The sequence below is a fragment of the Rhodobacter capsulatus SB 1003 genome (genome assembly GCF_000021865.1).
GTDB classification, from domain to species: domain Bacteria; phylum Pseudomonadota; class Alphaproteobacteria; order Rhodobacterales; family Rhodobacteraceae; genus Rhodobacter; species Rhodobacter capsulatus_B.
The window spans coordinates 2,828,902-2,841,331 of sequence record NC_014034.1; the positions used below are offsets into that span (position 1 = coordinate 2,828,902).

Below are 12,430 nucleotides of genomic sequence, written 5' to 3' on the forward strand. Positions count from 1 at the left end.
CATTCCCGCCGCCGATGATCTCCAAACGCCGCAGGTCCCCGGTTCCGTCGCCGCGCGCAAAGCTTTGCAGGAAAAATGACGCGGCATTCCGCTTTCGCCCGCGCGCAGGCTGCGGTTAGACTGGCCGAAACCCTGCGCGAGGTCCGATGAGCCCCCCCGATCCCCAGCCCGACACCGCCGCCCCCGACAAATCCGCGCTGCGCGATGCCGCCACCGTCCTCGTGCTGCGCCGCGACCTGCCCGCGGGCCCCGCCGTGCTGATGGGGATGCGCGGCGCGGGCGCGGCCTTCATGCCGTCGAAATACGTCTTCCCGGGCGGTGCGCTCGATGCCGCCGATGCCGCCGTGCCGCTGGCCCGGCCGCTGCCCGAGCCCTCGGCCGCAAGGCTGGCGCTTGAGGCCCCCGCAGGCATCGGCCCGGCGCTCGCCGTCGCCGCGATCCGGGAATTATGGGAGGAAACCGGGCTGATCCTTGGCACCCCCGGCGCCTGGGACGGCCCGGTGCCCGCCGACTGGCAGGGCTTCGCCGCCACCGGCCATCGCCCCTCGGCCGCCGGGCTGCACTTCGTCTTTCGCGCCATCACCCCGCCCGGCCGCCCGCGCCGCTTCGACGCGCGGTTCTTTCTGGTCGATGTCGCGGAAATCGCCTCGGACCCCGACGATTTCTCGCGCGCCTGCGACGAGCTCAGCCATCTGCACTGGGTCGCCCTGACCGAGGCCCGGGCGCTGGCCCTGCCCTTCATCACCGAGGTCGTGCTGGCCGAGGTGCAGGCAAGGCTTGCCTTCGACACCGCCGAGCCCGCCTCGATCCCGTTTTTCGACAACCGCGGCCCGCGCGCGACCTTCGCCCGGCTGGGCCGATCTCAGCCGCCAATGCGGCTCAGATCATAGCCATTGAAATCAAGCACTTCGCGCGCGGCGGCCAGCAGATCGCCCCGCCCCTTGCCCGGCCGCACCAGCACCACCGCCCAAGCGCCCGAGGGCGTGCCCAGCGCCGCCACCCGGTAATCCTGATCGACCCACAGCACCCAGACCGGCTCGCCGCGATAGGCCTTGTCGGGCGCCATCCGCCCGCCCGGGCCGGTCAGCGCCGCCTGCCCCTGCAAGACCGCAGGCACCGCCCCCGCGCAATCGACCCCCGACAGCGCATAGGCGCCCCGCCCGTCCCAGCGCCAGCTCTGCTTCGCGCCGCCACAGCGCGGCGTCGCACTCATCGCCACCTGCCAGTCGCCACCGAACCGCGCCGGATCGAACAGCGCCGCCGAGGTGATCATCACCTGCGGATCGCGGATCGGCGCCACCGGCGCAGGCGCCTTGCCCCCGCAGGCGGCCAGCGCCAAAAGCCCGGCCCAAATCACTCGACGCATTGGTTCACCTCGATCCCGGCATCATTCAGCACGGCATTGCAGCCCAAAAGCGGCTTTGCCGGGGCGCAGGTCCGCGACCGCGCCAGACAATCCCCCGCGCAGTCCGCGCCCGCGCGGCAGGATTTGCCCGCATCCGTCGTGCGGGTGATGCAATATTCCATCTTGCCCAGGCGCGCCCATTGCCCGCCCTTGCCCTCGCAGGCCTGACGCGCCGCGGCCACGGCCTCGGGCCCGCCGCCCTGCAAGGGGGCGCCGTCGCCGCCCGGTTTGCAGGCGGCCAGAGCCGCCACCAAAAGCAGCGCCAGCGCCTCAGAACGGCATCGGATGGCCATGATGCACCCTTTCGATCGCGCCAAGCAGCGTCTTGTCCAGCCCCCGCCCCGCCGCATCGAGCGACTTTTCCAGCTGCCCGACCGAGGTCGCGCCGATGATCGGCACCACCGGGAAGGGCCGCTGCAGCACCCAGGCAATCGCCATCGTCACCGGGTCAAGCCCCGCCTCGCGCGCAAGGCCCACATAAAGATCCGCAATTTCAAAGGCGCGCGGATTGGACCGCCCGCCCAGCTCGCGGTTGATCGACCGGCGCGAGCCCGCAGGCACGGCCCCGCCCGAATATTTCCCGCTCAGCATCCCCGTCGCCAGCGCCGAATAGGCCAGCAGCGTGACGCCTTCGTGCACGGCCACCTCGGCCAGATCGGTGTCGAAAAGCCGACACATCAGCGAATATTCGTTCTGCAGGCTTGCGACGCGCGGCCCATGCCCCGCCTCGGCCAGCCGCAGCGCCGTCATCACGCCCCAGGCGCTGTCATTCGAGAGGCCGAAATGCCCGATCTTGCCCTCGCCGCGCAGCACGGCCAGGGTTTCAAGACAGGCGCAGAAATCCTCCTCGATCTCGGCCTTGCCCGGCTGCTTCGTCGCGTCGAATTTCCAGTTCTGCCGGAAGTGATAATCGCCCCGGTTCGGCCAGTGGAACTGATAAAGCTCGATGTGATCCGTTTGCAGCCGCCGCAAGGACCCCTCGACCGCGGTGCGGATCGTTGCCGGGGTGATCGGGCCGCCGTCGCGCACGGCCTTCATCGCATTGCCCGCAACCTTGGTGGCCAGCACGACATCGCGCCGCCGCCCGGTCTTCGCAAACCAGCTGCCGATGATCTCCTCGGTCCGCCCGACGGTTTCGGCGGAAATCGGATTGACCGGGTAAACCTCTGCGGTGTCGATGAAATTCACGCCGCGATCGAGCGCCAGATCGATCTGGGCATGCCCCTCGGCCTCGGTGTTCTGCGTGCCCCAGGTCATCGAGCCCAGACACAATTCGCTCACCATCAGACCGGTGCGCCCCAGTTCCACTTTCCGCATGATGCCCCCTTCGGTTGGCGCCGACCCTGCCACAGCGGGGGGCGATTTGGAATCCCTCTCGATTGGCGCTCAGATCACTTCCGCCGGAACCAGCCCGCGCAAAGCATTGCCCAGAAAAAGCCGCCCCTCGGCCAGATCGGGCCAGCGCAGAACCGCTTCGCGCGCGCGGCCGGTGGCCAGCAGTTTCGCGCGCAAAACGCCCGGAAGCGCGCCGCAGCCGAGCGGCGGCGTCCACAGAAGATTGTCGCGCCACAGAAAGACATTGGTGATCGTGCCTTCGACCACCTCATTGCGTTCATTCAGAAAAATCGCCTCGTCCCAGGCCGCTGGCAGATCCGCCCGGACCCGGTCATACAAATGCCGCTCGGTCGATTTCACCTGCCGCCACGGATCGTCCGAGGCCACGCGCCCCTCGGCCAGCCCCACCCGCCACAGCGCTTTCGCCTTGGGCAGGGGCGCGGTGGTCAGCTCGGGCACCCCATCCAGCCCCACCGTCAGCCGCAGCCGCAACGGGTCCGAGGCGCTGACCGTTTCGATCATTTGCTCGACCCGCCACAGATCGCAAGGAATGTTCAGCCTGCGGCACCCGGCCTCCAGCCGCGCCAGGTGATGCAGGATCAGCGCCACCCCCTCGCGCGGGGCCCAAAGCATCGTCTCGATCAGCCGCACATCGGCGGGGGCGCCGTCACGAAGGCCGCCTTGCTCAGCGCTTCCGCCCATTCCGTCCCCCCCTCGCTGTCATGCACCACCCCGCCGCCGACATTCAGCACCGCCACGCCCGACCGCAGGGTCAGGCTGCGGATGGCGACGTTGAACGCCATTCCGCCCGCGGGCGCAAGCCAGCCGATGGAGCCACAATAAACGCCGCGTTGACGGGGTTCGAGGTCGCGGATGATCTGCATGGCGCGGATCTTCGGCGCCCCGGTGATCGAGCCGCAGGGGAAAAGCGCCTGACAGATTGCTTCGAAATCAACGCCTTGCCGGATCTGCGCGGTGACGGTCGAGGTCATCTGATGCACCGTCGCATAGGTTTCGATGTCGTAAAGCGCGGGCACGCGGACCGAGCCGATCTCGGAAATCCGGCTCAGATCGTTGCGCAACAGATCGACGATCATCAGGTTTTCGGCGCGATTCTTCTCCGAGCCCCGCAGCCAGTCCACCGCCTGCGCATCCGCCGCGGGTGTTGCCCCGCGCGCCACCGTGCCCTTCATCGGCCGCACCGTCGCCCGCCCCGCGGCGTCGATGGCGAAAAACAGCTCGGGCGAGCGCGACAGAACCGCGAAATCCTCCGCTTCGACCAGCACGCCATGGCCCACCGGCTGCGCCGCCTTCAGCCGCGCGTAAAGCGCCCGCGCATCCCCGTCCCAGCGGGCCTGCAGCGGAAAGGTCAGGTTGATCTGATAGACATCGCCCGCGGCAATATAGTCCTGCACCCGGGCAAAGGCCTGCAGATATTCGGCCTGGGAAACGGTCGGCGAAAATTGCGGCACCGCCGCGGCGGGCGCGGCTTCGGGCAAGGGCGCTTCGGGCGCGTCATAAACGCCAAACAGCATCAGCGGCACATCGCGGTTTTCGGGCATCAGCGGTGCAAGTTTCGCCGAAAAGGCATATCCCAGCTCATAGCTCAGCATCCCCGCCAGCCATTTTCCGGCGGCGCGCGCGCGGGCGATGGCTTCGAAAGCCGGGCCGATGTCCTCCAGGCTCTCGGCCCGGATCAGCGCGGAAGGCCGCGCAAACCGCACGGCCCGGCCCTCGGGACCGCGGTCGAATTCGAAACTCAGGCTGGCCACGTCGTCCTCGCGCTCACTTCGCCCCAATAAAGCGGGGTTTCGCCGCGCGGCAATGCCTCAACCGACAGAAAAATGCCACGCACCGTCACCCAGCGCCGGGCTGGCCTTGTCCAGCGCCAGATCCGAGCGCGAAAAGACGATCGGCGTGCGCAGACCGGGCAGGCCCTCGGGGGCGATCTTCATCCCGCGCGCCGCGATCTGCGGCTCGGCCAAAGCTTCGGAGACGTCGTTGATCGGCCCGCCGGGCACGCCCGCCGCCGCCATCGCCGCGATCAGATCAGCTTTCGGCCGTGCCGCCGTGACCTCGGCGATGCGGGCGCAAAGCGCGTCGCGATGCGCCACGCGGTCGGCATTCGTCGCGTAATCCGGATGCGCGGCCTCGGCGCTCAGCCCCAGCATCTTGCACAGGGCCTGAAACTGCCGGTCATTGCCGCAAGCGATGATGAAATGCCCGTCAGCGGCTGGAAATACCTGATAAGGCACGATATTCGGATGCGCATTGCCCAGACGATGCGGCACCATCCCGCCCAGAAGATGGTTCATCGCCTGATTGGCCAGCACCCCCACGCCGCAATCGAGCAGGCTCATGTCCACCTGCTGCCCGCGCCCCGAGCGCGCCCGTTCGGCCAGCGCCGCCTGCACGCCGATGACGCCATAAAGCCCGGTGAAAATGTCGATCCAGGCGACGCCGACCTTTTGCGGCTCGCCGTCCTTCGGGCCGGTCAGATCCATGATCCCGCACAGGCCCTGCACCAGAAAATCATAGCCCGGCTGCGCCGCCCGCGGCCCGGTCTGCCCGAACCCGGTGACCGAGACATAGACCAGACCGGGGTTTTCCGCGGCCAGACTCTCGTAATCCAGACCGAACTTTTTCAACCCGCCCAGCTTGAAGTTCTCGATCACCACATCGGCCTCGGCGATCAGCCGTTTCAGCCGCGCCAGATCGTCAATGTTCGAAAAGTCACATGTGACCGAGGTTTTTCCCCGGTTTGCGGCATGAAAATAGGCGGCCACGGTTTCAAAAGTGCCATCAGACCGCAGCCGCTCGATGAAGGGCGGGCCCCAGCGGCGGGTGTCGTCGCCCTCGGGCGCTTCCACTTTTACAACTTCGGCGCCCAGATCGGCCAGAACCTGACCGATCCAGGGACCGGCGAGTATCCGCGCCAGTTCCACCACCTTCAGCCCCTTGAGCGGCGCATCGGACATCGGACCCTCCCTTGCTGCCGTCTTCCTAGCCCGGGACGGCGGCCAGATCGACCGCCGTTTTCACCGCCAGATATGCCTTTTAGGCATGGATCTCAGGGGGTCATCTTGTGGCCCGACATGTCGGGCGCCTTGCCCGCCGTCGTCACCATGAACTCCACCGGCACCTTGCCCGCATGGTCGAAGACCAGGGTTCCGGGCAGCATCACCCCTTCGGCGATCGGCGCGGTCAGCCCCATGAACATCACATGCAGCCCGCCCGGCGCCAGTTTCACCGTCGCCCCCGCGGGCACCTCGACCGCGCCGACATCGATCATCCGGGTCACGCCCGCGGCATCGGTCTCGCTCGAATGCATCATCGCCATCGCGGCGAAATCGACCTCGACCGCGGTCAGCCGGTCGGCGCTGTCGCCCGCATTGACGATGGTGAAATAGCCCGCCGCCGCCTGCGCCCCCGGCATCACCGCCGGGATCGCCGGATGGATGATCGTCAGCGCCCCGGCATGGGCCTCATGCGCCTGCCCCGACATCGGCATCAGCGCCAGCATCAGCGCGCAAAGCGGCGCCGAAAGTTTTCCGATCATCTTTCTCTCCCTTGATCGCGCCCGCAGGCGGTGCTGCAAAGTGCCGCAGGCGGGCGCAAAGGGCAAGTCACCCGGCCAGCAAAGCCGCATTGCCGCCCGCGGCCGTCGTGTCGACGCAGAGATGGCGTTCATGCGCAACATGGGCCAGATCGGGTTTGGCAGTGATCAGCGGCACCAGCGGCCCGGGCCGCACCGCCAGCGCCTGCGCATAGGCACGGCCCATCTCGGCCGCGCCCCACCACAGCACACCGGCCAAAGGTGTCAGCGTTTCCAAAGCCTTGGGGGACACGGCCCCGCTTGCCTGAACCGCCTGCCCGCCCAGCGCCACAACCGCCGCCGCCTGCGCCGAAGCTGCTTCGGCCCCCGGCCCAAGGCAGAGGATCGGGCCGCGTTGATGCCGCGTCAGCCGGTTCAGCTCGCCCGTCGGGCCGGGCAGGAAGATCTCGTCCAGCTGCGTCTCTCTCGCTTCGGGCAGGATGGGCGTTGCAGCCTCTGTCCAGCCGCCGACCGCCACGACAGGCTCTGGCGCGTAGAAGCGGTTCAGATAGAGCGGCCCGCCCGCTTTCGGGCCGGTGCCGGAAAGCCCCTCGCCGCCAAAGGGTTGACTGCCCACGACCGCGCCGATCTGGTTGCGATTCACATAGATGTTGCCCGCCCGGATCGTCTCGGCCACGGTTTCGACACGGGCATCGATGCGCGAATGCAGCCCGAAGGTCAGCCCGTAGCCGCGCGCATTGATCGCCGCGATCACCGCGGGCAGATCCTCGGCGGCGAATGTTGCAAGATGCAACACCGGGCCGAAGATTTCGCGCTCCAGATCGGCAATGCCGCCGACCTGCAGCAGCGCCGGGGCGACGAAATGGCCGCCCTCGGGCGCGGTGCTGCGATGCAGGATGCGCGCCTTGTTCGCGGCCAGATAGGTCTCGATCCCGGCCTTGGCCTCGGCGTCGATCACCGGGCCGACATCGGTCGAAAGCCGCGCCGGATCGCCCGAAACCAGCTCCTCCATCGCGCCTTTCAGCATCCCGATCAGATGCGGGGCGATATCGTCCTGAACGTAAAGACAGCGCAGCGCCGAGCAGCGTTGCCCGGCCGAGCGGAAGGCCGAGGCGACGACATCGCGCACCGCCTGTTCGGGCAGCGCGGTGCTGTCGACGACCATCGCATTGAGCCCGCCGGTTTCCGCAATCAGCGGCGTGCCGGGCGCCAGATGCGCGGCCATGGCACGGGCGATGATCTGCGCGGTCTCGGTCGAGCCGGTGAAGACCACGCCCGCCACGCGCGGATCGCGGGTCAGCGCGGCGCCGACGGTGGGGCCATCGCCCGGCAAAAGCTGCAGCGCCGTCTCGGGAACCCCGGCCTGATGCAGCAGCCGCACCGCCAGCGCCGCGATGATCGGCGTCTGTTCGGCGGGCTTGGCCAGCACCGCATTCCCCGCCATCAGGGCCGCCGCGACCTGCCCGGTGAAGATCGCAAGCGGAAAGTTCCAGGGGCTGATCGCCACCACGGCACCGCGCGGGGGGCGCGTATCCGCCGCCCCTTCTGCCGCATAATAGCGCAGGAAATCAACAGCCTCGCGCAGTTCCGACACGGCATCGCCCAAGGTCTTGCCCGCCTCTTGCGCCAAGGCGGCAAAGATCGGGCCGAAGTTTTCCTCGTACAGATCGGCAGCGCGGCACAGCACCGCGGCCCGCGTGGCGGCGGGCGCCGACCAGACCTGCGCGGCGTCCAGCGCCAGAGCCACCGTCGCCGCATCGGCCTCGGTCACCTGCGCCACGACCGCGCCGGTGGCCGGGTTCCGCACCGGGCGCAAGGTGCCCGAGACCGGCCCCGCCACGATCGGCGCCGCATCGGGCAGGGTCACATCCCGCGCCGCCTCGATCCGCGCCAGAACCTCCGGGTCGCTCAGATCGAAGCCTTGCGCATTGACCCGTCCCGCGCCGAACAGATCCGCAGGCGCCAGAAGCCCGCGCGGCGCCCGCGCCGTGGGCAGCGCCGCAAAGGGACAGGCCGCGACCTCGGCAGGCGGCACGCTTTCATTGACGATCTGGTTCACGAAAGACGAATTCGCGCCGTTCTCCAAAAGCCGCCGCACCAGATAGGCGAGCAGGTCGCGATGCGCCCCCACCGGCGCGTAGATCCGGCAGCGCCCGCCGGTCTCGCGCAGCACGATGTCATGCAGCCGCGCCCCCATCCCGTGCAGGCGCTGGAACTCGAACGGGCGGCCCGCCGCCATCTCCAGCACCGCCGCGACCGTATGCGCATTATGCGTCGCAAATTGCGGATAGATGCAGTCGTTCAGCCCGAAGAGCTTCGCAGCCAGGCAGATATAGGCGACATCGGTCCCGGTTTTCGAAGTGAAAAGCGGAAAGCCCGGGTGCCCCTCGACCTGGGCGCGCTTCATTTCGGCATCCCAATAGGCGCCCTTCACCAGCCGGATGTTGATGCGCCGCCCGGCCGCCCGTGCCATCGCGGCGAGCGCGTCAATCGCCGCCCCGGCGCGCTTGCCATAGGCCTGCACGACGGCGCCAAAGCCCTCCCAGCCCGCGGTCTCGGGATCGGCGATCACCGCCGCCATCACCCGCAGGGACAAGGCCAGCCGGTCCTGTTCCTCGGCGTCGATATGGAGCGCAATCCCCGCCCGCGCCGCCGCCCGCGCCAGATCGCGCACGACCGGCACCAGCTCGGCCATGACCCGCGCCTCCTGCGCCACCTCATAGCGCGGATGCAGCGCCGAAAGCTTGATCGAAATCCCCGGATTGGCCGCGATCGAGCCCCGGGTCGCGGCCTTGCCGATCGCCGTGATCGCCTGCGCATAGGCCAGCCGGTAACGCTCGGCATCCGCCGCCGTCAGCGCCGCCTCGCCCAGCATGTCATAGCTGAACGTATAGCCCTCCGCCTCGCGCTTTTCGGCGCGTTCCAGCGCCTTTTCAATGGTTTCGCCCAAGACAAACTGCCGGCCCATCTCGCGCATCGCCTGACCCACGGCGGCGCGGATGACGGGCTCGCCCAGCCGCCGCATGGCGCCCCGCAACGTGCCCGCGATGCCGCCCGCGCCGTCATCCAGCACCTTGCCCGTCAGCATCAGGGCCCAGGTCGAGGCATTGACCAGCGAGGAGGCCGCCGTGCCCAGATGCTTGCCCCAGTCCGAGGGCGCGATCTTGTCCTCGATCAGCGCGTCGATCGTGGCGGTGTCGGGCACGCGCAGCATCGCCTCGGCCAGACACATCAGCGCCACGCCCTCGCGCGTCGACAGCCCGTATTGCGCCAGAAAATGTTCCATCAGGCTCGGCTTCGCCTCGGCCCGGATCCGCGCCACCAGATCGGCGCCGCGTGCCGCGATCCGGTCAAGCTGCGGCTGCGGCAGCGCCGCCTGCGCGACAAGCGCCTGCAGAACCTCGGCCTCGGGGGCGAATTTGGCCTTCGGGCCAAGGGCGGAAAGGTCGGTCATGGGTCGGGGCACTCCTTGGGCGTTTCCCCGATGATACCAGCAAGGCGCTGGACGATGTGACCATTCAAGGCCATCATCACAGGCGATCCGACCAAAAAGGGGCCAAGACCATGACCGACCTGATCGACGCCACCGACCGGCGCATCCTGCACGAGCTTTGCGCGAATGCGCGCATCCCGGTCACCGAGCTTGCTCGCAAGGTCGGGCTGTCGAAAACCCCGGTCGCCGCCCGCATCCGCGCAATGGAGGAGATGGGCCTGATCACCGGCTACCGGGCGATGCTCTCGCCGATCCGGCTGGGGCTGATCCATGTCACCTATGTCGAGGTGAGGCTGAACGACACGCGCCAAAAAGCGCTGGAGCAATTCAACGCCGCCGTGCGCGAAATCCCCGAGGTCGAGGAATGCTACATGATCGCGGGCGGCTTTGATTACCTGCTGAAGGTGCGCAGCCATGACATTGCGGAATACCGCAAGATCATGGGGGAAAAGCTCTCGGCACTGCCGCATGTTGCGGCAACCTCAAGCTATGTCGCGATGGAGGCGGTGGTGGAGCAGAACAGCCCCAGCCTGTGAGCTCAGACGATGCGCAGCCGCGGCGTGGCGCTTTCCCCCAGCACCCGGCCCACCGCCGCGGCGTGATCGAAGCCGTGACGGCGGAAGGTCGCAAGCACCTCCCCCAGCGCTTCGGGCGCGCAGGCGACGAGAAGCCCGCCCGAGGTCTGCGGATCGGTCAGGATCCCGCGGTCCAGATCGCCCAGATCCGCGGGCAGGTCGATCCCGGCGCCATAACTCGCCCAGTTGCGCCCCGAAGCGCCGGTCAGATGGCCCTCGGCGGCGGCCTCCATCACCCCGGGCAGACGCGGCACGGCGGCCCAGCAAATCTCGATGTCGCAGCCCGATCCGCGCGCCATTTCAAGACCATGGCCGCCAAGGCCGAAGCCCGTCACATCGGTCATCGCATGCACGGCCGCGATCTCGCCCAGATCGGCGCCGGGCGTGTTCAGCTGCGTCACCGAGGCGATCAGCTCGGCCTCGGCAAAGGGCGGCAGCTGGCCCTTTTTCAAGGCGCCCGAGAGGATGCCGACGCCGATCCGCTTGCCCAGCACTAGCACGTCGCCCGGCCGCGCCCCGGCATTCGTCTTGACCCGGTCGGGATGGACAAGGCCCAGCGCCACCAGCCCATAGATCGGCTCGGCGGAATCGATCGTATGCCCGCCCGCCACCGGAATCCCCGCCGCGGCGCAGACCTCGGCCCCGCCCTTCAGGATCGCGCCGATCGTGGCCTCGGACAGAACCTTGATCGGCATCCCCACGATCGCCAAGGCCAGGATCGGCCGCCCGCCCATGGCGTAAACGTCCGAGAGCGCATTCGTCGCGGCGATGCGGCCGAAATCGCGTGCATCATCGACGATGGGCATGAAGAAATCCGTCGTCGCCACAAGGGCTTGGCCGTCATTCAGTCGCCAGACCGCGGCATCGTCGGCCGTCGCGATCCCCACCATCAGATCCTTGGGCACGAGCGGCACGACAGTGTCGGAGAGGATCCGCTCCAGCACCCCGGGCGCGATCTTGCAGCCGCAACCGCCCCCGTGCGAGAGCGAGGTCAGCCGCGGCTCGGTCTTCGGGGCGGTGTCGGTCATCGCGAACTCCTGTGGCGCCGAAACTGCGCGCTTATAGGCGCAGCCCCGCGCCGGGCCAAGCATGATTGCGCAAAACCTGAGCTGCGTCCCCGTCCCGGCTTGGATTTGCCCGCAAAGCCGTGTATCCGGCGGCGCGGCCCGGTGGTGCGAGAGTCGCACGGTGCCGCCGTCAGGAGGACAGATGACCGGGAAGATCGTCGCATTCGTCGATGGCTCGATCTACGCCACAAGCGTGTGCGACCATGCGGCCTGGATTTCGAAACGCACCGGCGCGCCGGTGCAGCTGGTCCATGTGCTGCGCCCCGGCGGCGCCCCGGCGCTGACCGATCCGGCCGATCCGGCGCCCCTGGGCGCCCGCAGCGGCGTGATGGAAGAACTTGCCGCGCTGGATGCGCAGCGGGCGCGGCTGATGGCGGCGCATGGGCGCGCGCTGATCGAGGATGCGCGGGTGCTGCTGGAAAAGGCGGGCGTCGCCGAGATTTCGGCCGAGCTGCGGCAGGGCGATCTGCTGGCCACGGTGCAGGCTTTCGAGGCCGAGGCGCGGGTGATCCTTCTGGGCAAGCGCGGCGAGGATGCCGATCAGGCGATGGACCATCTGGGCGCCAATCTGGAACGGATCGTGCGCTCCTGTGCGCGGCCGGTCTTTGTCGCCTCGCGCGCTTTCAAGCCGATCGAGCGGGTGCTGGTCGCCTATGACGGCGGCGTTTCGGCGATGAAGGCGGTCGATCACCTGTCGCGCAGCACGCTGTTCCCCGGGCTTTCGGTGCAGATCGCCGCGGTGGGGCAGGCCACGCCCGAGGTGAAAAAGGGGCTCGAGGCCGCGCAGGCGATGCTGGCCGCGGCGGGGATCGCGGCGGAAACCGCGGTTCTGGCGGGCCAGCCCGAGGCGGCGCTGCGCAAACTGGCCGAGGAAGAGAAATTCGATCTGCTGGTGATGGGCGCCTATGGCCATTCGCGGATCCGCAGCCTGATCATCGGCTCGACCACCACCGCCACGATGCGCGCCTGCAAGGTGCCGGTGGTGCTGATCCGCTGATC

General features: G+C 68.5%; 12 protein-coding genes. 3 read left to right on the forward strand and 9 right to left on the reverse strand.

Features of this window, described 5'->3' with window-relative positions:
- Positions 1-146: 146 nt before the first annotated feature.
- Positions 147-890 (forward strand): NUDIX hydrolase, encoded by a 744-nt coding sequence (locus RCAP_RS13070; protein WP_013068348.1) that lies wholly within the window; start codon positions 147-149, stop codon positions 888-890.
- Here the strand turns inward: RCAP_RS13070 and RCAP_RS13075 are convergent.
- The 8 genes from RCAP_RS13075 to putA form a co-directional block, all read right to left on the reverse strand.
- Entirely contained in the window at positions 863-1,366 is a 504-nt protein-coding gene (locus RCAP_RS13075) for a lipocalin family protein (protein ID WP_013068349.1), read from the reverse strand. The genes RCAP_RS13070 and RCAP_RS13075 overlap by 28 nt on opposite strands.
- On the reverse strand, positions 1,354-1,698 hold the full coding sequence (locus tag RCAP_RS13080) for a hypothetical protein (protein ID WP_013068350.1): 345 nt from the start codon (positions 1,696-1,698) through the stop codon (positions 1,354-1,356). Before RCAP_RS13080 ends, RCAP_RS13075 begins: the two co-directional genes overlap by 13 nt.
- Positions 1,676-2,722: an aldo/keto reductase gene (locus RCAP_RS13085; RefSeq protein ID WP_013068351.1), complete on the reverse strand. Its 1,047-nt coding sequence runs from the start codon at positions 2,720-2,722 to the stop codon at positions 1,676-1,678. Before RCAP_RS13085 ends, RCAP_RS13080 begins: the two co-directional genes overlap by 23 nt.
- A gap of 69 nt (positions 2,723-2,791) precedes the next feature.
- Entirely contained in the window at positions 2,792-3,442 is a 651-nt protein-coding gene (locus RCAP_RS13090) for an aminotransferase class IV family protein (RefSeq protein WP_037091844.1), read from the reverse strand.
- Positions 3,382-4,539, reverse strand: coding sequence for an aminodeoxychorismate synthase component I (locus tag RCAP_RS13095; protein WP_238530199.1), 1,158 nt, complete (start codon positions 4,537-4,539; stop codon positions 3,382-3,384). The genes RCAP_RS13090 and RCAP_RS13095 overlap by 61 nt, the downstream gene beginning before the upstream one ends.
- Before the next feature lie 30 nt (positions 4,540-4,569).
- Positions 4,570-5,718, reverse strand: coding sequence for a CaiB/BaiF CoA transferase family protein (locus RCAP_RS13100; RefSeq protein ID WP_013068354.1), 1,149 nt, complete (start codon positions 5,716-5,718; stop codon positions 4,570-4,572).
- A 92-nt stretch (positions 5,719-5,810) separates the two neighbouring features.
- Positions 5,811-6,299: a cbb3 -type cytochrome c oxidase assembly copper chaperone PccA gene (gene pccA / locus RCAP_RS13105; protein ID WP_013068355.1), complete on the reverse strand. Its 489-nt coding sequence runs from the start codon at positions 6,297-6,299 to the stop codon at positions 5,811-5,813.
- Between the two features lie 67 nt (positions 6,300-6,366).
- A complete protein-coding gene (putA, locus tag RCAP_RS13110) occupies positions 6,367-9,750 on the reverse strand; it encodes a bifunctional proline dehydrogenase/L-glutamate gamma-semialdehyde dehydrogenase PutA (RefSeq protein ID WP_013068356.1) in 3,384 nt (1,127 codons plus the stop codon).
- A gap of 110 nt (positions 9,751-9,860) precedes the next feature.
- Between putA and RCAP_RS13115 the strand changes: the two genes are divergently transcribed.
- Entirely contained in the window at positions 9,861-10,325 is a 465-nt protein-coding gene (locus RCAP_RS13115) for an Lrp/AsnC family transcriptional regulator (RefSeq protein ID WP_013068357.1), read from the forward strand.
- 2 nt (positions 10,326-10,327) lie between these two features.
- On the opposite strand, the gene selD is transcribed toward RCAP_RS13115, so the two are convergent.
- The gene (gene selD, locus RCAP_RS13120) at positions 10,328-11,392 is read right to left on the reverse strand and encodes a selenide, water dikinase SelD (RefSeq protein ID WP_013068358.1); all 1,065 of its coding nucleotides are present in this window, start codon (positions 11,390-11,392) and stop codon (positions 10,328-10,330) included.
- Between the two features lie 181 nt (positions 11,393-11,573).
- On the opposite strand from selD, the gene RCAP_RS13125 reads away from it, so the two are divergent.
- Complete coding sequence (locus tag RCAP_RS13125) at positions 11,574-12,428, forward strand: universal stress protein (protein ID WP_013068359.1); 855 nt, start codon at positions 11,574-11,576, stop codon at positions 12,426-12,428.
- Positions 12,429-12,430: the final 2 nt, after the last annotated feature.